The 20950-nt window shown below is 73.4% G+C and carries 19 protein-coding genes; 11 read left to right on the plus strand and 8 right to left on the minus strand.

The window, feature by feature from the left end; all coding sequences use genetic code 11:
• Window positions 1–51 precede the first annotated feature (51 nt).
• Both ACH4N1_RS21245 and ACH4N1_RS21250 read left to right on the plus strand, forming a co-directional pair.
• Window positions 52–909 carry a PHP domain-containing protein gene (locus ACH4N1_RS21245; protein WP_398099073.1) on the plus strand — a complete coding sequence of 286 codons (858 nt, stop codon included), beginning with the start codon at window positions 52–54 and terminating at the stop codon, window positions 907–909.
• Between the two features lie 52 nt (window positions 910–961).
• The gene (locus tag ACH4N1_RS21250; RefSeq protein WP_366062392.1) at window positions 962–1567 is read left to right on the plus strand and encodes a MarC family protein; all 606 of its coding nucleotides are present in this window, start codon (window positions 962–964) and stop codon (window positions 1565–1567) included.
• A 99-nt stretch (window positions 1568–1666) separates the two neighbouring features.
• Here ACH4N1_RS21250 and ACH4N1_RS21255 read toward each other — a convergent pair whose 3' ends face one another.
• Complete coding sequence (locus tag ACH4N1_RS21255; RefSeq protein ID WP_363092505.1) at window positions 1667–1843, minus strand: hypothetical protein; 177 nt, start codon at window positions 1841–1843, stop codon at window positions 1667–1669.
• A 209-nt stretch (window positions 1844–2052) separates the two neighbouring features.
• On the opposite strand from ACH4N1_RS21255, the gene ACH4N1_RS21260 reads away from it, so the two are divergent.
• Complete coding sequence (locus ACH4N1_RS21260; protein ID WP_382783362.1) at window positions 2053–2958, plus strand: NYN domain-containing protein; 906 nt, start codon at window positions 2053–2055, stop codon at window positions 2956–2958.
• On the opposite strand, the gene ACH4N1_RS21265 is transcribed toward ACH4N1_RS21260, so the two are convergent.
• Complete coding sequence (locus ACH4N1_RS21265) at window positions 2955–3866, minus strand: alpha/beta fold hydrolase (RefSeq protein ID WP_398099074.1); 912 nt, start codon at window positions 3864–3866, stop codon at window positions 2955–2957. The two genes, ACH4N1_RS21260 and ACH4N1_RS21265, sit on opposite strands and share 4 nt — an antisense overlap.
• Window positions 3867–4007: 141 nt before the next feature.
• The gene (locus tag ACH4N1_RS21270) at window positions 4008–6458 is read right to left on the minus strand and encodes a DEAD/DEAH box helicase (RefSeq protein ID WP_398099076.1); all 2451 of its coding nucleotides are present in this window, start codon (window positions 6456–6458) and stop codon (window positions 4008–4010) included.
• A gap of 506 nt (window positions 6459–6964) precedes the next feature.
• On the opposite strand from ACH4N1_RS21270, the gene ACH4N1_RS21275 reads away from it, so the two are divergent.
• Window positions 6965–7693, plus strand: a complete 729-nt coding sequence (locus tag ACH4N1_RS21275) for a ferritin-like fold-containing protein (RefSeq protein WP_363092496.1) — start codon at window positions 6965–6967, stop codon at window positions 7691–7693.
• Between the two features lie 128 nt (window positions 7694–7821).
• On the opposite strand, the gene ACH4N1_RS21280 is transcribed toward ACH4N1_RS21275, so the two are convergent.
• The 4 genes from ACH4N1_RS21280 to ACH4N1_RS21295 form a co-directional block, all read right to left on the minus strand.
• A complete protein-coding gene (locus tag ACH4N1_RS21280; RefSeq protein WP_398099078.1) occupies window positions 7822–8091 on the minus strand; it encodes a hypothetical protein in 270 nt (89 codons plus the stop codon).
• A 281-nt stretch (window positions 8092–8372) separates the two neighbouring features.
• On the minus strand, window positions 8373–8600 hold the full coding sequence (locus ACH4N1_RS21285; RefSeq protein WP_073493074.1) for a DUF3107 domain-containing protein: 228 nt from the start codon (window positions 8598–8600) through the stop codon (window positions 8373–8375).
• Window positions 8601–8745: 145 nt separating this feature from the next.
• Complete coding sequence (locus tag ACH4N1_RS21290) at window positions 8746–9387, minus strand: TetR/AcrR family transcriptional regulator (protein ID WP_366062522.1); 642 nt, start codon at window positions 9385–9387, stop codon at window positions 8746–8748.
• A gap of 219 nt (window positions 9388–9606) precedes the next feature.
• Window positions 9607–9828: a hypothetical protein gene (locus ACH4N1_RS21295; protein WP_366062523.1), complete on the minus strand. Its 222-nt coding sequence runs from the start codon at window positions 9826–9828 to the stop codon at window positions 9607–9609.
• Between the two features lie 198 nt (window positions 9829–10026).
• On the opposite strand from ACH4N1_RS21295, the gene ACH4N1_RS21300 reads away from it, so the two are divergent.
• From ACH4N1_RS21300 to moeZ, 7 genes are all read left to right on the plus strand, one after another.
• Entirely contained in the window at window positions 10027–11163 is a 1137-nt protein-coding gene (locus ACH4N1_RS21300; protein WP_398099079.1) for an alpha/beta fold hydrolase, read from the plus strand.
• A 7-nt stretch (window positions 11164–11170) separates the two neighbouring features.
• Window positions 11171–12667 (plus strand): DUF3152 domain-containing protein, encoded by a 1497-nt coding sequence (locus ACH4N1_RS21305; RefSeq protein ID WP_398099081.1) that lies wholly within the window; start codon window positions 11171–11173, stop codon window positions 12665–12667.
• Window positions 12668–12925: 258 nt separating this feature from the next.
• Window positions 12926–14761: a DUF3492 domain-containing protein gene (locus tag ACH4N1_RS21310; RefSeq protein WP_398099186.1), complete on the plus strand. Its 1836-nt coding sequence runs from the start codon at window positions 12926–12928 to the stop codon at window positions 14759–14761.
• Window positions 14758–16101 carry a hypothetical protein gene (locus ACH4N1_RS21315; protein ID WP_398099082.1) on the plus strand — a complete coding sequence of 448 codons (1344 nt, stop codon included), beginning with the start codon at window positions 14758–14760 and terminating at the stop codon, window positions 16099–16101. Before ACH4N1_RS21310 ends, ACH4N1_RS21315 begins: the two co-directional genes overlap by 4 nt.
• 220 nt (window positions 16102–16321) lie before the next feature.
• Window positions 16322–17284, plus strand: a complete 963-nt coding sequence (locus ACH4N1_RS21320) for an NAD-dependent epimerase/dehydratase family protein (RefSeq protein ID WP_398099084.1) — start codon at window positions 16322–16324, stop codon at window positions 17282–17284.
• Entirely contained in the window at window positions 17272–18021 is a 750-nt protein-coding gene (locus ACH4N1_RS21325) for a spherulation-specific family 4 protein (RefSeq protein ID WP_398099086.1), read from the plus strand. Before ACH4N1_RS21320 ends, ACH4N1_RS21325 begins: the two co-directional genes overlap by 13 nt.
• 63 nt (window positions 18022–18084) lie before the next feature.
• Window positions 18085–19263: an adenylyltransferase/sulfurtransferase MoeZ gene (gene moeZ, locus ACH4N1_RS21330; RefSeq protein WP_398099088.1), complete on the plus strand. Its 1179-nt coding sequence runs from the start codon at window positions 18085–18087 to the stop codon at window positions 19261–19263.
• Between the two features lie 65 nt (window positions 19264–19328).
• Here moeZ and ACH4N1_RS21335 read toward each other — a convergent pair whose 3' ends face one another.
• Window positions 19329–20894, minus strand: a complete 1566-nt coding sequence (locus tag ACH4N1_RS21335) for an alpha/beta hydrolase (protein WP_398099089.1) — start codon at window positions 20892–20894, stop codon at window positions 19329–19331.
• Window positions 20895–20950: the final 56 nt, after the last annotated feature.

Genomic DNA, 20950 nt, shown 5'->3' on the forward strand with positions numbered 1-20950 from the left:
CGGTTATCCTTGAGCGTCCCCGTCCGCCCGTCACCGCTTGGAGTCCGCGTCGTGCGCATCGATCTGCACTGCCACTCCACGGCGTCCGACGGTACGGACACCCCGGCCGAGCTGGTGCGCAACGCCGCCGCGGCCGGACTGGACGTCGTGGCGCTGACCGACCACGACAGCACCCGGGGGCACGCCGAGGCGATCGCCGCGCTGCCGCCGGGGCTCACCCTCGTCACCGGGGCCGAACTGTCCTGCCGTGTCGACGGCATCAGCATGCACATGCTGGCCTACCTCTTCGACCCCGACGAGCCCGCCCTGCTCGCCGAGCGCGAGCTGGTGCGCGACGACCGGGTGCCGCGGGCGCGCGGGATGGTCGCCAGGCTCAACGAGCTGGGCGTGCCCGTCACCTGGGAGCAGGTCGCGCGGATCGCCGGGGAGGGCTCCGTCGGGCGCCCGCACGTGGCCACCGCGCTCGTCGAACTCGGCGTCGTACCGACCGTGAGCGACGCGTTCACCCGGGAGTGGCTGGCCGACGGCGGCCGGGCCTACGTCGAGAAGCACGAGACCGACCCCTTCGAGGCGATCCGGCTGGTCAAGGCGGCGGGCGGGGTCACCGTCCTCGCCCATCCGGGCGCGAGCAAGCGGGGCCGTACGGTGCCCGAGTCCGTGATCGCCGAGCTGGCCGCCGCCGGCCTCGACGGCATCGAGGTCGACCACATGGACCACGGCGACGACACCCGCGCGCGACTGCGGGGGCTCGCCGCCGACCTGGGGCTCCTCGTGACCGGGTCGAGCGACTACCACGGCAGCCGCAAGACCTGCGTGCTCGGCGAGCACACCACGGACCCCGAGGTCTACGGGGAGATCACCCGGCGCGCGACCGGCGCGTTCCCGGTGCCGGGGACCGGCGGGGCCTGAGGCTCCCCCGACCCGTCACCCTTCACCCTCTTTCCGCAAGGCTTCCGCACTGATGTTCGACGTCGCCGTCTTCGGCTCCCTCTTCCTCACCCTTTTCGTCATCATGGATCCCCCCGGGATCACCCCGATCTTCCTCGCGCTGACCGCCGGGCGCCCCGCCAAGGTGCAGAAGCGGATGGCCTTCCAGGCCGTCTGCGTGGCCGGCGGTGTCATCGCCGTCTTCGGGCTCCTCGGCCACCAGATCCTGGACTACCTGCACGTGTCCGTGCCCGCGCTGATGATCGCCGGCGGGCTGCTGCTCCTGCTGATCGCCCTCGACCTGCTGACCGGCAAGACCGACGAGCCCCAGCAGACCAAGGACGTCAATGTGGCCCTGGTCCCGCTCGGCATGCCGCTGCTGGCCGGGCCGGGGGCGATCGTGTCGGTCATCCTGGCCGTGCAGAAGGCCGACAGCGCCGCCACGCAGGTGTCGGTGTGGACGGCGATCCTCGCCATCCACGCGGTGCTGTGGCTGGTGATGCGCTACTCGCTGCTGATCATCCGCGTCATCAAGGACGGCGGCGTGGTCCTGGTGACGCGCCTCGCGGGCATGATGCTCTCCGCCATCGCCGTACAGCAGATCATCAACGGCGTCACGCAGGTGATCCAGGGGGCCTGAGCCCCTCCGGCGTGCGCGGAGGCCCCTCCGGCACGGGCAGAGCCCCCTACGGCGTCGCGCCGTGGGGGGCTCTGAAGTCTTGGGTGAAGACCCTGAGTGTTACGAGGCCGAGGTGTCGGCCGGGCGGATCCACAGTCGCTGCCCTATGGCGGCGGCCTGCTGAACGATCCGGTTGACGGAGGCGGCGTCCACGACGGTGCTGTCCACGGGCGTGCCGTCGACGTCGTCGAGTCGCATGATTTCGAAGCGCACGGGCTTCTCCCTTCGTCTGGTCATCCTCCTGAGGAGAATTGCTGTACGTGAAGAGTCAACGCGGTGCGTGTTACGAACATTCCCTACGCTAAATAAATTTTTCGAACGTCTAATTACTGACCGGTAAGGGAGCTGTCGCGATCGACGGCCGCCCGACGGTCCGCTCCGACCGGTCACCGGGCTGGTATGGACCGAACGGGACCGGTTGTGTTCGCAGCGTGACCGCCGGGACAATGGACGCGATGAACGACGACCTCACGGCCCTCGCCGCCCGCATCGACCGCACGAACGAGCTGCTGACCCGCATGCTCGCCGAGGTGGCGAAGACACCCTCGACCCATGCGATCTTCGTCGACGCCGGGTACCTCTACGCGGCGGCGGGCCGGCTCGTCACCGGGACCGAGGACCGCCGGGCCTTCGACCTCGACGCCGAGGGCCTCATCGACGCCCTCATCGACCGCGCCCGCACCATCTTCGCCGACAGCCGGCTGCTGCGCGTCTACTGGTACGACGGCGCCCGCCGCCGCATCCACACGACCGAGCAGCAGTCCATCGCCGAACTCCCGGACGTCAAGGTCAGGCTGGGCAACCTCAACGCCAACAACCAGCAGAAGGGCGTCGACTCCCTGATCCGCAGCGACCTGGAGTCCCTCGCCCGGCACCGCGCCATCAGTGACGCCGCGCTGCTGGGCGGCGACGAGGACCTGGTCTCCGCCGTGGAGGCGGCGCAGGGGTACGGCGCCCGCGTCCACCTCTGGGGCATCGATGCCCCGGAGGGCCGCAACCAGGCGGAACCCCTGCTGTGGGAGGTCGACAGCCAGCGCACCCTCGACCTCGACTTCTTCAAGCCGTACGTCTCACGGCGCACCGACCGGACCTACGAGCAGGCCGGCGCGGCCCGGCCCACCCGTGACGACGTCCGCTTCGTGGGCGCGCAGATCGCGGCCAAGTGGCTGGCGGCGCGGGGCCGGGAGTCCCTGGTGGAACTGCTGCCGGGCCACCCCTACCTGCCCGGCTCCGTCGACCAGGACCTCCTCGTGGAGGCGGAGGGCATGCTCCAGTACTCGCTGCGCGGCCAGTCGGACCTCAGACGGGCGCTGCGGGACGGGTTCTGGGGGCACCTGCAGACGCAGTACTAGCCGCGACCGGCCGCGCCGTTCCCGGTCGGCTGGTCCCCGTCGGCGCGGATCTTGTCCCAGAAGTCGGCGAGCGCGTGGGCCGTCGGCAGGGGCTGGTCCAGGTTGGGGGAGTGCTCGGCTCCCGCGACGACCGTCCGGTGCGCTCCCAGGTCCATCGCCATGTCGTCCAGGACGGTCACCGGCCAGGTGTCGTCGCGTGCCCCCGACAGCACGTGGAAGGGCAGGGATACGGCGGCGAGTTCCGCGACGCGGTCCGGCTCGATGAGCAACTGGCGTCCGGTGGAAAGGAGTTGGGCGGGCTTGTGGTTCACCCAGCGCTGCCGCAGCAACGGCAGTTCGCCGAACCCGCGGGCCGGGCCGCCGACTTCCTCCGGCGGGCCCATTGCCAGGATCGCCTCCCACACCTCCGGCATCGGCATCAGCGCGAGCGCGTCGTGCAGCAGGCGCACGCGCTGCCGCTGCCCATCGGAGATCTGCGCCGGGCCCGACGAGACCAGCGTGAACGAGACGAAGGGGGAGTGGTCGAGCAGTACGGCCGCCCGGGCGATCTGGCCGCCCAGCGAGTGGCCGGCCAGATGCACGGGGGTGCCGAGCGCGGCCGCCTGCGCGAGCACGTCCCGTGCCAACTCCTCCTGGGCGTAAGGCGATTCGTCGAACGCGGGGCCGTCGCTCTCGTTCTGCCCGCGCCCGTCCACGGCGACCGTGCGGTACCCGCGCGCCGCGAGCGGCTCGTGCAGCAGGTGGAAGTCCTCCTTGCTGCCGGTGAACCCGGGCAGCAGCAGCGCGACGCCCCGCGGCACCACACCGTCGGCCACGGGCGAGTCGACGACGGCGAACTCGCCGCGCGCGGTGCGCAACGGGTACGCGCGAGCACCGGCGGGCGGGGTGAAGGTGGTCGGGACGGTCACACGCCGAGGTTACCGGGCCACACCGACGGGACCGCTGCGGAGGGGGCCGGTCGGCACACGCCGCCCGGTGCCGGGAACGCCGGCGGCCCGGTCGCTCCACCAGGGAGAGACCGGGCCGCCGGACGGTGCCCTCGCGGGCGATCAGCTCTCCGCGGACGCCGCGGACTCCGCTGCCGCCGTCGCCTTGCGCGTACGCCGGACCTTCGGCTTCGCCTCGTCGGCGGCACCGGCTTCGGCCACCGTGGCGGTGGTCTTGCGGGTGCGGCGGGGCTTGGGCTCCGGCTCCTGCGTGGCCTGGGCCGGGATGTCGGCGGTGGTGGCCGTCGTCTCCGGCTGGGCGGCCTTGCGGGTGCGGCGGGGCTTGGCCTCGGTGTCGTCGGTGGCCGGTGCGGCGGTGGCCGTCTTGCGCGTGCGGCGCGGCTTGGCCTCCGTGCCCTCGGCGGTGTCGACGACGGCCTCGGCGGCCGGTGCCGTGGCGGCGGCCTTGCGGGTGCGGCGCGGCTTCGCCTCGGCCGTGTCGACGACGGCCTCCGGTGCGGCGGTGGCCGTCTTGCGGGTCCGGCGCGGCTTGGCCTCCGTGCCCTCGGCGGTGTCGACCGCGGATTCCGCAGCCGGCGCCGCCGTCTTGCGGGTGCGGCGGGGCTTGGGCTCCGGCTCCTGTGCGGCCTGGGCCGGGATGTCGGCGGTGGTGGCCGTCGTCTCCGGCTGGGCGGCCTTGCGGGTGCGGCGGGGCTTGGCCTCGGTGTCGTCGGTGGCCGGTGCGGCGGTGGCCGTCTTGCGCGTGCGGCGCGGCTTGGCCTCCGTGCCCTCGGCGGTGTCGACGGCGGCCTCGGCGGCCGGTGCCGTGGCGGCGGCCTTGCGGGTGCGGCGGCGCGGCTTGGTCTCCGTCGCCTCCGCCGTGTCGACGGCGGCTTCGGCCTCGGGGGCCGCGGCCGGCGCCTGGGCGGGGATCTCCACCACGGTCTCGGCCGCGGTCTCGACCGCCGTTCCCGTCACGTCCGCCGGCGCGTCCGCGTTCCGGCGGGTGCGACGGCGGCGCGGCTTGGCGGCCTCCGGGGCGTCGAGGGCCGGGCCCTCCGCGGACGTCACCGCTGCCTGCGCGGCCTCGGGGGCGTCGACGGGCGTCACCGGAGCCGCCGTGGCGACCTCCTGCGTCACCGCGCCACGCGTACGGCGCCGACGGCGCGGCGTGCGCGGCGTGGTCGCCTCCTCCGCGACGGGCGCCTGCTCGGGCGCCGCGGTGACGGCGGGGGCCGACGCGTCGAGGGGCTCGCCGTTGCGCGTGCGGCGGCGACGGCGGGGCGTACGGGCGGGACGCTCGTGCTCGGCGGAGCGCGACTCGCCACGGCCGCCGCCACGGCGGTCACCCCGGTCGTTACGGCCGCGTCCACCACGGCCGCCCGGCTCGCCGAGGTCCTCCATCTCCTCCGCGTCGAGTCCGGCGCGCGTGCGCTCCGAACGCGGCAGGACCCCCTTGGTGCCGGCGGGGATGTCGAGGTCCTCGAAGAAGTGCGGGGACGTGGAGTACGTCTCCGGCGGGTCCGGGAAGCCCAGGTCCAGCGCCTTGTTGATCAGCTGCCAGCGCGGGATGTCGTCCCAGTCGACGAGGGTGACGGCGATGCCCTTGGCGCCCGCGCGGCCGGTGCGGCCGATGCGGTGCAGGTACGTCTTCTCGTCCTCGGGGGACTGGTAGTTGATGACGTGGGTGACGCCCTCGACGTCGATGCCGCGGGCGGCGACGTCGGTGCAGACGAGGACGTCGACCTTGCCGTTGCGGAAGGCGCGCAGCGCCTGCTCGCGAGCGCCCTGGCCGAGGTCGCCGTGGACCGCGCCGGAGGCGAAGCCCCGCTGCTTGAGCTGGTCGGCGAGGTCGGCGGCGGTGCGCTTGGTGCGGCAGAAGACCATGGCGAGACCACGGCCCTCGGCCTGGAGGATGCGCGAGACCATCTCGGGCTTGTCCATGTTGTGCGCGCGGTACACATGCTGCCTGGTGTTCGCGACGGTCGCGCCCGCGTCGTCCGGCGACGTGGCGTTGATGTGCGTGGGCTGCGACATGTAGCGGCGGGCGAGGCCGATGACGGCGCCCGGCATGGTCGCCGAGAACAGCATGGTCTGACGCTTCGCCGGAAGCATGTTGATGATCTTCTCGACGTCGGGCAGGAAGCCCAGGTCGAGCATCTCGTCGGCCTCGTCGAGGACGAGCGAGCGGATGTGCTTCAGGTCGAGCTTCTTCTGGCCCGCGAGGTCCAGCAGCCGGCCCGGGGTGCCGACGACCACGTCGACGCCCTTCTGCAGGGCCTCGACCTGGGGCTCGTAGGCGCGGCCGCCGTAGATGGCGAGGACGCGCACATTGCGCACCTTGCCCGCGGTGAGCAGGTCGTTGGTGACCTGCGTGCACAGCTCGCGGGTGGGAACGACGACGAGCGCCTGCGGGGCGTCGGTCAGGTCCTCGGGCCGGGCGCGCCCGGCCTCGACGTCGGCGGGGACGGTGACGCGCTCCAGCAGGGGAAGGCCGAAGCCGAGCGTCTTGCCGGTGCCGGTCTTGGCCTGTCCGATGACGTCCGTGCCCGTGAGGGCGACCGGGAGCGTCATCTCCTGGATGGGGAAGGCCGTGATGATGCCGACGGCCTCGAGGGCTTCGGCGGTCTCGGGAAGGATCCCGAGCTCTCGGAACGTGGTAGTCAGGGTGCTGCCTCTTCTGTGTGCGCGGTGCGAGGCGAGCGCGGGGGTCGTGGCGGACCGCGCCGGGGACGTCGGCCGCCCTGTGGGCGAAGCCGGCAAGACACGGGACCTCTGCCGACGCTCTAGCGTTCGTACCGCTGAGGGGTCCCTCCGGTCGTCGTACGCAAGGTGCCGTACGGCCAGGGAGGGCTGTCGGGTCGGAGCCGATCGGGCCACCGACCGGGCATCCTCATACGTGCGGCCCGTCGAATACTCGGCAGGCGCATTACCACCATACCCCGGATTCGCGCACATGCGATGGCCGATTCGGTCACGTTGTGGTTGTCACACCGTCGGACAGGGTCCTTCGCGCCGTCGTTGTCACACTGACTGAGCAGGGACTTCCCTCCTGCGACGGGCGGGCTATTGTGCGCTCCATGACGAGCTCTGACAAGCCTGAGAACGCCGCCACCGGTATCGCCGCCCAGGACTGGGCGAAGGCCTCCGCCGATCCGCAGTACCGGGCCGCGGTCGTGGACCTGCTCGGCGCGCTCGCGTACGGCGAACTCGCGGCGTTCGAGCGGCTCGCCGAGGACGCCAAACTCGCGCCCACGCTGGAGGACAAGGCGGAACTGGCGAAGATGGCGTCGGCCGAGTTCCACCACTTCGAGCGGCTGCGCGACCGGCTCACGGAGGTCGGCGAGGAGCCGACGCGCGCGATGGAGCCGTTCGTCGCCGCGCTCGACGGCTTCCACAAGCAGACCGCCCCGTCGGACTGGCTTGAGGGCCTCGTCAAGGCCTACGTCGGCGACTCGATCGCCAGCGACTTCTACCGCGAGGTCGCGGCCCGTCTGGACACCGACACCCGCGCCCTGGTGCTGGCCGTGCTCGACGACACCGGTCACGCCGGCTTCGCCGTCGACCGGGTGCGCGCGGCGATCGACGCGGACCCGCGCGTGGGCGGTCGGCTCGCGCTGTGGGCGCGGCGGCTGATGGGCGAGGCCCTGTCGCAGTCGCAGCGGGTGGTGGCCGACCGCGACGCGCTGTCGACGATGCTCGTGGGCGGTGTCGCGGACGGGTTCGACCTCGCGGAGGTGGGGCGGATGTTCTCGCGGATCACCGAGGCGCACACGAAGCGGATGGCTGCGCTGGGCCTGGCCGCGTAGCGCTCCGCCGGCCCCGGCAGCGCTCCGGTGAGGATCCGCGGGCCCTGCCGGGCGCCGCGGGCCGTGCGCGGCTCGTCACGCCGTTCTCCGCGTCCCTTGCCGGCCCGGTTCCCGCGGGGCCGACGCGGCTACGCGGTGGCCGACCGGCGGCGGAGTCCGGCCGCCGGGCGCAGGAGCAGCGAGAGGGAGGCGGCGGAGACGACCGCCGCGCCGAGGAGGGCGACGACCGCGGAGCCGGGGCCCAGCGCGCTGTGGGTGACGAAGTCGCCGAAGAGGGCTCCGGCGACGCCCGTCGCCAGCACCAGGGCGCGGGCGGGGAGCCGGTGGGACAGGCGGTGGAGCGCCGCCCACGCGAGCACGAGACCGAGCACAGCGGAGACGAGCGCTTCCAAGATCATCCGGGGTCCCTCCAGGTGGCCGGGCCGTGCACCAAGGTCGTAGCCCGTCCTACCCGTGACCTGCGGAATGCAATCCTCCCGCACGGTCGGGCCGTGCTCCGTCCGTGGCGGGCGCGGCGCGGGAGCCGAGGTGCGTCGCGGTGCGTGCCGATCCGGCCGGTGCGCGGGCCGATCCGCGTGCCGGCGTGGCGGGACGCACAAGGGGCGGGACGCGGACGTGGCGGGACGCGGAAGGGGCCCGGCAGCCGAACGGCCGCCGGGCCCCTTCCGTCGAGCGTGGCCTACAGCGCGCCGAAGCCCACCTTGCGCGGGGCCGGCTCGCCCAGCTCCACGTAGGCCAGGCGGTCGGCCGGAACCAGGACCTTGCGGCCGTGCTGGTCCGTGAGGCTGAGCAGCTGCGACTTCCCTGCCAGGGCGTCGGCCACCACGCGCTCGACCTCCTCGGGAGTCTGACCGCTCTCCAGAACGATCTCGCGGGGCGCGTGCTGCACGCCGATCTTGACCTCCACGGCTAAGTCCCTCCGACGATCACGAGGTGCGCGGGCGTCCGCGCCGTACGCTGCACACATTAGCCCGGTGAGGGGACGCGCACGGCGCGGCCGTCCACGCCAGGAGCGAACAGCGAACGGGAACAAACGGCCGGGACGGTGTCCCTCAGTGCTGTTCGATGCCGTGCAGCGGGAATCCGGCGATGCCCCGCCAGGCGAGGGAGGCCAGCAACTGCACCGCCTGGTCGCGCGGGACGCTGCGGTCGCTGTGCAGCCAGGAACGCGCCACCACCTGCGCGAGACCGCCGAGACCGGAGGCCAGCAGCATCGACTCCGCGCGCGAGAGGCCGGTGTCCTCGGCGATCACCTCGCAGATCGCCTCGGCGCACTCGTTGGTGACCTTGTCGACGCGCTCGCGCACGGCGGGCTCGTTCGTCAGGTCCGACTCGAAGACCAGGCGGAAGGCGCCGCCGTCGTCCTCGACGTACGCGAAGTACGCGTCCATCGTCGCGCGGACGCGCTGCTTGTTGTCGGTCGTCGAGGCGAGCGCGCTGCGCACGGCCTGGATGAGCGACTCGCAGTGCTGGTCCAGCAGCGCCAGGTACAGGTCGAGCTTGCCCGGGAAGTGCTGGTAGAGCACCGGCTTGCTGACGCCGGCGCGTTCTGCGATGTCGTCCATCGCCGCCGCGTGGTAGCCCTGTGCGACGAAGACCTCCTGGGCGGCGCCCAGCAGTTGGTTCCGTCGGGCACGGCGCGGCAGGCGCGTGCCTCGCGGGCGCGCCGCCTCGGTCTGCTCGATGGCTGTCACGCCGCCTCCCAATGTCGTCCCTCTTGCGGTGTGCCGCCGCGCCGCCATCGTACTTTTCGGTAACCGTGCTGTGCGCGGTGCGAGCGCAGAATTTCACGGACCGGACGATGGCAAAAGCCGTAGGTAAGGTTTCGTAGCGGGGCGTAGCGGGCAGAATCGCGCTCCGCTCCGGCCGGACGCACGGCGGTCCTCGGTGTCCCGGGGTGGCCCCGGGTCTGCTCAGCGGTAGTCGTCCTCGTCCTGCGAGACGACACGCGCCTGTTCGATGACGTCCGCCTCGTTGGCCCGGCTCGGATCCACCTCGTCCAGCGGGTCGTCGCTCTTCGGGGCGACATCGGCCTGCTGTTCGGCGGCGTCGTTCTCCGGCGCCTCGACGTCGATCTCCGCGGCGGCGTCCTCCTGGTCCGCGAACGTCTCCGGATCGGTGGGGTCGATGGCCATGACGGGCTCCCTTCCTACGAACATCCCTGAAAACGCAGGGGTCACACGCGGGTGCCCTCTGTACGAGCCTAGGAGACACCCATTTCGGACGCCATGCGATGTGCCCGGGAATCGCGCCGCCATCCGCGCGACGCGCGGCCGGCCTCTTGTGACGCCGAACACACGGGTTCGCGTGTGATCGTCTCGTAACATTGCGGCATGTCTTCGACAGAGCTGCCGTCCGTGCCGCCCACCAGCGTGCTGCCGAAGGCCGCGTCGGTCCGGGTCGCCGAGGGCGAGAGGCTGCGGTCGGTCCGCCTGCCCGGCATCACCCTGACGGTCCGCTCCAGGCCGGCCGCGCGCACGGGACTGCATCCCGCGCTGTACGTCCACGGCCTCGGCGGCTCCTCGCAGAACTGGTCCGCGCTGATGGCGCAGCTCGACGGCGTCGTCGAGAGCGAGGCCCTCGACCTGCCCGGCTTCGGGGACTCCCCGCCGCCGGACGACGGCGACTACTCCATCACGGCACACGCGCGTGCCGTGATCCGCCACCTCGACGCGTCCGGCCGCGGACCCGTCCACCTCTTCGGCAACTCGCTGGGCGGCGCCGTGTCCACGCGGGTCGCGGCGGTCCGCCCCGACCTCGTCCGGACCCTGACCCTCGTCTCGCCGGCTCTCCCGGAACTGCGCGTCCAGCGCACGGCGGTGCCCACCGGCCTGCTCGGCATGCCCGGCGTGGCCGGGCTGTTCACCCGGTTCACCCGGGAGTGGACGGCCGAGCAGCGGGTCCGCGGCGTCATGGCCCTGTGTTACGGCGATCCCGGGCAGGTCACCCCGGAGGCGTTCGGCCACGCCGTGGAGGAACTCGAGCGGCGGCTGCGGCTGCCGTACTTCTGGGACGCGATGACGCGCTCCGCCCGCGGACTGGTCAGCGCCTACACGCTGGGCGGCCAGCACGGCCTGTGGCGCCAGGCCGAACGCGTCCTCGCCCCGGCCCTCCTCGTCTACGGCGGCCGCGACCGGCTCGTCGGCTTCCGCATGGCCCAGCGGGCGGCACGCGCCTTCCGCGACTCGCGCCTGCTCACCCTGCCGAACGCGGGACACGTCGCGATGATGGAGTACCCGGAGACGGTCGCCACGGCGTTCCGTGAACTGCTGGAGCAGACGGCGCATCCGGGACCGGCCGCGGAGGCGCGGGCCGCGAAGGACGCGGGCGACGGGACGGCACCGGAGGCCGGTGCCGGGAAGCGGTCGGAGGCGGACACCGGGGCGGGGCAGGAGGCGGGCCCGGGAACCGGTTCGGGCTCCGGGGCGTTCACCGAACGAGCCGGCGGATCCGCGGGCACGGGGAGCTGAGGGGGCCGTGGGACGTCACAGCCGGCGCGGGCCCGCGCCCAGGAGCACAGCACAGCAGGACACCGGCGGTACCCCCCGGGAAGCCGCGCCGGGCGAGGCGGGGGAGGCCCGCCCCCAGGGTGCGGCCTCGCCCGCCGACGCGCCCTCGGCGAAGTCCGGGTTTTCCGACGGCACCCCGGCTCGCGGTGTGCCGCGGCTTGCCGACGGCGCCCCCGCGCGGAGCGTGCCCGGACCTTCCGACCGCACCCCCGCTCACGGCCCGCCCCTCCCGGGCGCTCGCCGTACCCCCGGCGGCACCCCCGCCCACGGCACCCCGCAGGTCCGCGGCGGACACCCCGAGCAGCGGGAGGCCGGGGGCGCCTGGGGCGAGTTGCGGGGCCGTACGGCGAGTGGTTCCGGCCCGCTGATCCCCCGCCAGCGGCCCGAGTCCGCGGCCGCGCCCCGGCAGCGGGCGTCCGATGCGGCGGCGGGTCCGCGCCAGGACTACCTCGACGCCTTCACCGAGGACGACGACGTCTTCCAGCGCCGCGCGCCCGTGGCGGCCGCCACGGCACTCGCCACGGACACGTGTGTCGCCCCGCGTCCCACCGACGCCTACGTCTCCGTCACCGACTGGGACCGAAGCCCCGGTCCGGCTCCCACGGGCGGCGGGGCCGGCGGCGAACCGCCCACCGGTGAACCGACGGCCAAGGGGGGTGGCAAGGGCCGGGCCTTCACCGGCATCGCGGCCGCCGCCGTCACCACCGTGCTGGCCATCGTGGTCGCCGGCCAGGTCACCGACGCGCGCGACGAGGACTCCGTCCAGTCGCACACCACGACCGACAAGGCCGCCCGTGACGCCCGCGACTCCGCCGCGCGCGGCGCCGACCGGCCGAGCCCGTCGGCGTCACCCGGTGTGGTGCCGCTGACGTACGACCAGATGATGAGCACGCGCTACCGCTTCGGGGCCACGTCCGCGGGGTCGGGGAAGTTCGACGCCGTGCCCGGGATCGACAAGGCGCCCGGCAAGGGCCAGAAGTACACCTACCGCGTGGACGTCGAGCAGGGGCTCGGGCTCGACGCCGAACTGTTCGCGCAGGCCGTGCAGAAGACGCTCAACGACGACCGCAGCTGGGCCCACGGCGGCGCGCGGACCTTCGAGCGGATCCACTCGGGGGAACCGGACTTCGTCATCACGCTCGCCAGTCCCGACACCACCGCCGACTGGTGCGCGAAGTCCGGCCTGGACACCACCGAGGACAACGTCTCCTGCGACTCGGCCGCCACCGAACGCGTGATGATCAACGCCTACCGGTGGGCGCAGGGGTCCGCGACCTACGGCGACGAGATGTACGCCTACCGCCAGATGCTGATCAACCACGAGGTGGGTCACCGGCTCGGCTACGGCCACGTCACCTGCGACAAGGACGGGGACCTCGCCCCGGTCATGCAGCAGCAGACGAAGTTCCTGGAGTACGACGGCATCCGCTGCCTGCCCAACCCCTGGCCCTACCCGAACAACTGACGAACGGCGGGGTGCCGGCCTCGCGGCGCCCCGGCCGGTACCCCCCCGTGCCCCCCTCTCCGAGGCGTAACGTTTTGCGCTGGCTTGATCTCTTAGCGCGACGGAACGCCGCCCGCACGGGAAAGTTACGACCGTTCACCCCTTTTGGTGGCGCGATGGACAACCGTCCGTCGCGCCACCGTCATGTCCGCATACGTTCGTCCCGCTGCGAGCCGCCGGGGCAACGGCGGCTCCCCAAACGGGAGATCGGGGGTGCGCGTGCGCATCGGACTGCTTACGGAGGGTGGCTATCCGTATGTGAGCGGTGATGCGGGGCTCTGGTGCGACCGGCTCGTGCGCGGGCTCGGGCAGCACGAGTTCGACGTCTACGCGCTCAGCCGCACCGAGCGCCAGGAGGCCGCCGGCCAGGTCGCACTGCCGCCGCAGGTCACCCGCGTGCGCACCGCGCCGCTGTGGACCGCCGAGGACGACGGGGTGGTGCGCGGACGGCGTGCGCGCCGGCGTTTCACCGAGCACTACGGCGCGTTGGTGTCCGTCCTGTGCGAAGGAGCGCCCGTCGACGCGGGGACGGACCGTTCCGCACCTCAGGCGGACCGTTTCGGCAACGCGCTGTACGGGCTCGCGGAACTCGCCCGCGACGAGGGCGGCCTGGTGGGCGCGCTCCGCTCGGAGCATGCCGTACGCGCCCTGGAGCGCGCCTGTCGTGCGCCCGGCGCGCTCGGTACGGCGCGTGAGGCGCGCGTTCCCGACCTCCTCGCCGTCGCCGCGCACCTCGAACGGGCTCTGCGCCCCCTCTCGCTCGACTGGTACGAGGACGACGGCGACGACGGGCTCGGCTCGGTCGACCTCTGCCACGCGGCTTCCGGGGGCGCGGCGGCACTCCCGGGCCTGCTCGCCCGTCACTTCTTCGGCGTGCCGCTGCTGGTGACGGAGTACGGGGTCCGGTTGCGGACCCACTATCTGGGTGCGGGTGCGGGTGCGGGTGCGGGTGCGGGTGCGGGTGCGGCCGGCGCCGACCCGGCTCCGGCCGCCGCTCCGGCGCCGCACGCCCCGGCCGTACGGTCCCTGCTCGCGGCCTTCCACGGACGGCTCGCCGCCGAGGTGTACCGGCGGGCGGCGTGTGTCACGCCAGGCAACGCGCACGCCCGCCGCTGGCAGGAGCGCTGCGGTGCCGACCGGGCCAAGCTCCGCACGGTCCCCCCGGGCATGGACGCCTCACGCTTCGCCGAGGTCGGCGAATCCCCGGACGCCGGCGACCCCCGCACGCTGGTCTGGGTCGGCAGGGTGGAACCGGCCAAGGACCTGGTGTCCCTGTTGCACGCCTTCGCCGAGATCCACCGGGAGGAGCCCGGGACCCGGCTGCGGATCTTCGGCAGCGCGGCCGGAGCGGAGGGCGAGGCCTACCTCGGCCACTGCCGGATGCTCGCCGCGCAGCTCTTCCCCGACGAGGCCACCGGGCCGCACGCCGTCGGCGACAACCCCGTGTCCTTCGAGGAGATCGGCGGACCGGAGGTCCCCGGACTCGCCGAGGCGTACGCGGCGGGTGCCGTCGTGATCCTGTCCAGCGTCGTCGAGGGGTTCCCGGTCGGCCTCGTCGAGGCGATGTTCTGCGGGCGCGCGACGGTGTCCACGGACGTCGGCGCGGTGGTCGAGGTCATCGGGGGCACCGGACTCGTCGTCCCGCCGCGCAACCCGAGGGCGCTCGCGGAGGCGTGCGTGGACCTGCTGCGCGACCCCGGGCGCCGCGCACGCCTGGGCGCGGCCGCCCGCGCCCGTGCCCTCGAACTGTTCACCGTCGAGCAGAACATCGCGGCGTTCCACGGCATCTACCTGGAGATCGTCTCCCGGAGCCCGGTCCGCCGGGTCGTCCTCGACGCGGCCGGGGAACCCCGGCCCTTCGCGGTTCCGGCCGAGGCCTGGCTGCCGGGCCGGTGGACCGGCCTCACCGCACGGGCCACTCCCCGCAACCCGCCCGGCTGGGCGGCGGGACCGCCGCTGCCGGGTACGGCGGCGGCGCGCGGTTCCGCCACGACGCACGGCCCGTCCGCGCCCCGCGCCGCCACTCCCGTCGCCGCGACCGAGGGGGCCCGATGAGCGGCCTGGGCGAACTCGACCGCCCCGCGACACCGGCACCCGCCGACGCCTGGGACGAACGGTCCGAGGAGCGGCTCGTGAACGAGGACACCCCTGCGGACGCCGACGCGCCGTCCGACCCCGGTGAGCCGGCGGTGACCAGCCGCGCCGGGCGTCCCGCGCCGGCCACCGCGGCGCACCCCGGTCCGGGAACAGGCCCCGTCGCCCCCCGGCGAGGCGCCGCAGTGGACCCGGTGAAAGCGCTGATGCACCGCCACCGCGACCTGTGCGAACGGGCGGTCGATCCGCTGGAGATCGCGGCGGGACTGGAGGCCCACGGCGTCACCGACCGCACCGCCGCGCGGTTCCGGCACCGGGACGTCTTCTCCCTCGCGGAGGAGATGTACGCCCGCGTCCCCAGGGACGCCGACACCCCTTCGCACCCGCGTCCGGAGCCCGCGCCGGTGCCACGGGCCCGCCTGGACTGGGCGCTGCTCACCCTCCTGCCCGGTGCCCTGGGCGTCGCGACCGTCGCCGGCCTTCGCCTCACCCACGGTCGGACCCGCCTCCTCGTGGTCACCGCGGGCGTCCTGGCGGTGGCCCTCGCCCTGCGGGCCGTCCTTCGCCGGGGCCCCTTGAGCCGCCACCGCGGGCGGGGCCCGTCGATCCCGCGCGGAGGCCCGCACGCCGGCCGGCACCGCACCGGCGGCCGGACCGGATGGCTCCTCGCCTACGCGGCCCTCGGCGACGGCCTGCTGCGCACCGCGGCCGACGGCGGTCCCGACGGCCTGCCCACCGGAACGGCCGACGGGCCCTGGCCGCTCGCCACGGCCCCGCTCCTGACCCTCGCCCTGGCCTGCGTCCCCGCCGCGTGGTGCGCGCACCTCCTCGCCGTACGCGTCCGGCACCGGCTCGGCAGCAGCCGAGGCCTCGACGAGTTCGCCGCCTCCGTACGGCCGCTGCTGCTCGGTGTCTTCGCCCTGTTCCTGTGCGCCCTCGCGGTCCTCACCGGCGTCTGCGCGGCCGCCCTCGGTGAACCGGCCGCCTACGCGAGCACGCTCCCCCTGGGCGCGCTGCTCCTCCTCTCCCGCCTCCTCACCGTCCACGGCTTCACCCACGCCCCGACGGTCGCCCTCAGAGCCGCCGGGACGGCCGAGGCGATCGCCCCGGCCCTGCTCTTCGCAGGCCGGCTGCCCGGCTGCGGCTTCCTGGCCGCACCCGTCGACACCCTCGTGGCCGCCCGGGGTCCCGCCGCGGTCCCCGCCCTCGCCTGCGGGACGGCCGCCCTCGTCCTGCTGGTCCACGCGACCCGCACCCTCACCAGGGCCTCGGCCCACGCGCCATCGGGTCAGCCGTGCTGACCCGCAGCCGTCCGCCCGCCCCCGACCACCGCGCGCCGCGCCACCCCCACCGTGCACGGACCGCACGACGCACGCGCTCCTCCACCCATGCAATCCCCTTAAGGAGAGACCAGATGACCACCTCCCGATCCGGAGCGACCGGAGCCACCGGGACACCCGCGGTCGCAGGAGCCCGCGCGGTCACCGGAGCAGCCGCGACGCACACCCCGGGGGCCGCGCGATGAGGGTCCTGCTGACCGGAGCCAACGGTTACGTCGGCCGCTTCGTCGCCGACCGTCTGCTCGCCGACCCGGCCGTCCAGCTCACCGCACTCGGCCGCGGTGACGACGCCGACGTCCGCTTCGACCTCGCGAGCGGCAGTCCCGGCGCCCTCACCCGCTTCCTCGACGCGGTCCACCCCCAGGTCGTCGTCAACTGCGCCGGAGCCACCCGAGGCGGAGCCCGGGAACTCACCCGGCACAACACCGTCGCCGTCGCCACCATCTGCGAGGCGCTGCGCCGCAGCGGCTGCGGCGCCCGTCTCGTCCACATCGGCTGCGGCGCCGAATACGGCCCCAGCCAGCCCGGTTCCTCGACCGCCGAGGACGCCGTGCCGCGCCCCGGCGGCCCGTACGGCGTCAGCAAGCTCGCCGCCACCGAACTCGTCCTGGGCTCCGGTCTGGACGCGGTCGTCCTGCGGGTCTTCTCCCCGGCCGGGCCCGGCACCCCCGCCGGCTCCCCGCTGGGCCGGCTCGCCGAGGCGATGCGCCGCGCCATGCAGTCCGGCGACGGTGAGCTGAAACTCGGCGGACTCGGCGCCCAGCGCGATTTCATCGACGTCCGTGACGTCGCCCGCGCCGTGCACGCCGCCGCGCTGTCCGCCGCCCAGGGCGTGATCAACATCGGCTCCGGCCGCGCCGTCCGCCTCCGGGACGCCGCCGCCGTCCTCGCCCGCGTGGCCGGATACGGCGGCACCCTCCACGAACTCGACGGGCCGCCCGGCGGCCACCTCAGGCCGGCCATCGGCCACCCCCGTCCCGACTCCGAGCACGCGGCTCCGGTCGCGTACCCGTACCCCGACGGGTGCGGCAACTGGCAGCAGGCCGACGTCCGCACCGCCCGCGACCGGCTGGGCTGGCGGCCGCGGATCAACCTCGAGGAGTCCCTCGCCGACATCTGGATGGAGGCGGCATGTCGTATCTGACCGGCACCCGAGCGGGCACCGCGAGCACCGACGTCCGCACCGGCTTCGGCGCCCCCGGCTTCGCGCACCCCCTCGTCGCGCCCGCCGAGTGGGGTGAACTCGCCCGCCCCGGCAGGCCCCTGCACTGGGTCGTCCTCAACGTCGCCGACGGACCCGGTGTCCGTCCCGACCCGCACTGCCTGGAGGCCGCGGGCCGGCTCCGCAACGCGGGCGTCCGCGTCCTCGGCCACCTCGACGCCGTCCACGGCGCCCGCGCTCTCGCCGAGGTGATCGCCGACGCCCACCGCTACCTCGACTGGTACCAGGTCGACGGCTTCCTCCTGGACCGCTGCCCGACCGAACGCGCCGAGCTCCCGGTGATCCGTCGCGCCGTCGGCACCCTGCGCTCGCTCCGTGACGCGCCTCACATCGTCCTCGGGCACGGTCTCCATCCGCATCCCGGATACGCGGAGAACGCCGATCAGCTCGTCACCTTCTCCGGCCCCTGGAGCGACTACCGCTGGTCGCAGGCGGCCGAGTGGACCGCCGACTATCCGCCCGAGCGGTTCTGCCACTTCGTGCACGGCGTGCCCCGCGGCCACCTCGACGAGGCGCTGCGGATCGCCCGCTGGCAGGGAGCGGCCACGATCTGGGTCACCGACCGCCACGACCACGACGGCGTGTTCGACCCGTGGGAGGCCATGCCCGGCTACTGGGACGAAATCGTCTCGCGGATCGGAACAGGTGTCTCGGAATGAAGAAGGCCATGGCAGTGTTACGGGGAGAACAACCATAGTGATTGACCGACCAACGGAGTCCCCGTGTCGCTGCCACCCCTGGTCGAGCCGGCTGCCGAGCTCACCGTAGACGAGGTCCGCAGGTACTCCCGCCACCTGATCATCCCCGACGTCGGGATGGACGGGCAGAAGCGGCTGAAGAACGCCAAGGTGCTGTGTGTCGGCGCCGGCGGCCTGGGCTCGCCGGCGCTGATGTACCTGGCCGCGGCGGGCGTGGGCACGCTCGGCATCGTGGAGTTCGACGAGGTCGACGAGTCGAACCTCCAGCGCCAGATCATCCACAGCCAGGCCGACATCGGCCGCTCCAAGGCCGAGTCCGCGCGCGACTCCGTCCTGGGCATCAACCCGTACGTGAACGTGGTCCTGCACGAGGAGCGGCTCGAGGCCGACAACGTGATGGACATCTTCAGCCAGTACGACCTGATCGTGGACGGCACGGACAACTTCGCCACCCGCTACCTGGTCAACGACGCCGCCGTGCTGCTGAACAAGCCGTACGTGTGGGGCTCGATCTACCGCTTCGACGGTCAGGCGTCCGTCTTCTGGTCGGAGCACGGTCCCTGCTACCGCTGCCTCTACCCGGAGCCCCCGCCCCCCGGCATGGTCCCCTCCTGCGCCGAGGGCGGCGTGCTGGGCGTGCTCTGCGCGTCCATCGGCTCCATCCAGGTCACCGAGGCGATCAAGCTCCTCACCGGCACCGGTGAGCCGCTGGTGGGCCGTCTGATGATCTACGACGCGCTGGAGATGCAGTACCGGCAGGTCAAGGTCCGCAAGGACCCCGACTGCGCGGTCTGCGGCGAGAACCCGACCGTCACGGAGCTCATCGACTACGAGGCCTTCTGCGGCGTCGTGTCGGAGGAGGCCCAGCAGGCGGCCGCGGGTGCGACGATCACGCCCAAGCAGCTCAAGGAGTGGATCGACGACGGCGAGAGCATCGAGATCATCGACGTCCGCGAGCCGAACGAGTACGAGATCGTCTCCATCCCGGGCGCCAAGCTGATCCCGAAGAACGAGTTCCTGCTCGGCACCGCCCTCGAGGGCCTGCCCCAGGACCGGAAGATCGTCTTGCACTGCAAGACGGGTGTCCGCAGTGCGGAAGTCCTCGCGGTGCTGAAGTCCGCGGGCTTCGCGGACGCCGTCCACGTCGGCGGCGGTGTGATCGGCTGGGTCAACCAGATCGAGCCGAGCAAGCCGGTCTACTGAGCCGACCTGCCTGCCTGAGCGGCGGGGGCCGCGCGCACCACGGGTGCCCGCGGCCCCCGCCGTCGTCATGAGCAGACCTTGCCGTCCTTCGGCACGGTGCCGTCGAGCAGGTAGTCGTCCACCGTCGAGTCGACGCAGTCACTCCCGCTGCCGTACGCCCCGTGGCCCTCGCCCTTCCAGGTGAGCAGCACACCGACGTCCTCGCCCAGCTCGTCCGCCATCCGCTGCGCGCCCTCGTAGGGCGTCGCCGGGTCGCCGGTGTTGCCGACCAGCAGGACGGGCGCCGCCCCGGCCGCGCTCACCTCCGGGCTGTCGAACTGTCCGGCCACCGGCCAGTCGTGGCACCAGCCGGCCGTGTCCCAGCCGAGGAACGTGCCGAACACGGGTGAGATCCTCTCGAACTCCGGCAGCAGCTTCCTCGTCTCCTCCACCGTCGGCCGCTGCTTGTCGTCCAGGCACGATATGACCCGCTGCGAGTGGGCCGTCGTGCCGTAGTTCCCCTCGCTGTCCCGCTCGTTGTAGGCGTCGGCCAGGGTGAGCAGTTCGGAGCCGTCGCCTTCCTGCGCCGACTCCAGGGCACTGGTCAGGGTCGGCCAGCCCTCCTTGCTGTAGAGCGGCAGGACGATGCCGGTGACCGCGAGCGTCTGGGTCAGCTTCCGTCCGGAGGACGTCGGCAGCGGGTCGGCGTCGATCCGCTTCAGCAGGTCGGCGATCTTGCGGCTGCCCTGTGCGGGGTTCTGGCCGGTCGACTTCAGGTAGTTGTCGAGCGCCAGCTGAAAGCCCTTCGCCTGGTTCTTCGCGTGCCCCACGGCGTCGGCGCCGGGGTCGACGACCGCGTCGAGGATCACCCGCCCCACGTTCCTCGGGAACAGGTGGGCGTAGACGCCGCCGAGTTCGGTGCCGTAGGAGATGCCGAAGTAGTGCAGCCTGTCGTCGCCGAGCACCTGGCGCATGAGGTCCATGTCGCGCGCGGTGTCGGTGGTCGAGACGTGCGCCATCAGGGCTCCGGCGTCCTTCTGACAGCCCTTGCCGAAGTCGACGGCGTCGCGGAGGTAGGCCTTTTCCTCGGCCGTGGTGTCGGGGGTGGAGTCGACCGACTCGGCGGCCTGGATCCTCCTGTCGCTGCGGCAGCGCACGCCCTCGCTGGCGCTCACCCCGCGCGGGTCCCAGCTCACCAGGTCGTAGCGCTCGCGCAGGGAGGAGACCGTGGAGCCGTACGCCGGCATCGTCGACACCCCGGAGCCGCCCGGGCCGCCGAAGTTGAACAACAGGGAGCCGATGCGCTTGCTGCCGGAGCCGCGGGAACGGGCACGGATCAGTGCGAGATCGATCGTCTCCCCGTCCGGCTTCGACCAGTCCAGCGGCACCTTGAGTTTCGCGCACCGCCACTCGTCGCCCGGCGCCGCGGAGTCCGCGGTGGCCCCGCAGCGGCTCCAGTCGAGCTTCTGTCCGGTCAGCGAGGCGGGCAGGGGCGCAGCCGTCGCGTCCGCGGTGCCGGAGGAGGAGGCCGACGGGCGCGCATCGGCCGTACCTCCCTTGTCGTCGTCCCCGTCGTCCGACGGGCCGCCGCAGCCCGTCATCAGCAGCGCGGCGGCGGCTCCCAACGCCGTCCACCGTACGAATCGCGCCATGTGCGTTCCCCCCTCGCGGAACCGTCCGCACCGGTGGCGGACGGCTGTCAGGCCAT

Source organism: Streptomyces sp. NPDC017202 (assembly GCF_044331705.1).
In the GTDB taxonomy this organism is placed as follows: Bacteria; Actinomycetota; Actinomycetes; order Streptomycetales; family Streptomycetaceae; genus Streptomyces.

Excerpts from the sequence above, each read along its gene's own strand:
- ACH4N1_RS21250 (WP_366062392.1), top strand. The coding sequence starts at position 962 with ATGTTCGACGTCGCCGTCTTCGGCTCCCTCTTCCTCACCCTTTTCGTC.
- ACH4N1_RS21255 (WP_363092505.1), bottom strand. The coding sequence starts at position 1,843 with ATGACCAGACGAAGGGAGAAGCCCGTGCGCTTCGAAATCATGCGACTC.
- ACH4N1_RS21260 (WP_382783362.1), top strand. The coding sequence starts at position 2,053 with ATGGACGCGATGAACGACGACCTCACGGCCCTCGCCGCCCGCATCGAC.
- ACH4N1_RS21270 (WP_398099076.1), bottom strand. The coding sequence starts at position 6,458 with ATGACGCTCCCGGTCGCCCTCACGGGCACGGACGTCATCGGACAGGCC.
- ACH4N1_RS21275 (WP_363092496.1), top strand. The coding sequence starts at position 6,965 with ATGACGAGCTCTGACAAGCCTGAGAACGCCGCCACCGGTATCGCCGCC.
- ACH4N1_RS21280 (WP_398099078.1), bottom strand. The coding sequence starts at position 8,091 with ATGATCTTGGAAGCGCTCGTCTCCGCTGTGCTCGGTCTCGTGCTCGCG.
- ACH4N1_RS21295 (WP_366062523.1), bottom strand. The coding sequence starts at position 9,828 with ATGGCCATCGACCCCACCGATCCGGAGACGTTCGCGGACCAGGAGGAC.
- ACH4N1_RS21300 (WP_398099079.1), top strand. The coding sequence starts at position 10,027 with ATGTCTTCGACAGAGCTGCCGTCCGTGCCGCCCACCAGCGTGCTGCCG.
- ACH4N1_RS21315 (WP_398099082.1), top strand. The coding sequence starts at position 14,758 with ATGAGCGGCCTGGGCGAACTCGACCGCCCCGCGACACCGGCACCCGCC.
- ACH4N1_RS21320 (WP_398099084.1), top strand. The coding sequence starts at position 16,322 with ATGAGGGTCCTGCTGACCGGAGCCAACGGTTACGTCGGCCGCTTCGTC.
- ACH4N1_RS21325 (WP_398099086.1), top strand. The coding sequence starts at position 17,272 with ATGTCGTATCTGACCGGCACCCGAGCGGGCACCGCGAGCACCGACGTC.
- ACH4N1_RS21335 (WP_398099089.1), bottom strand. The coding sequence starts at position 20,894 with ATGGCGCGATTCGTACGGTGGACGGCGTTGGGAGCCGCCGCCGCGCTG.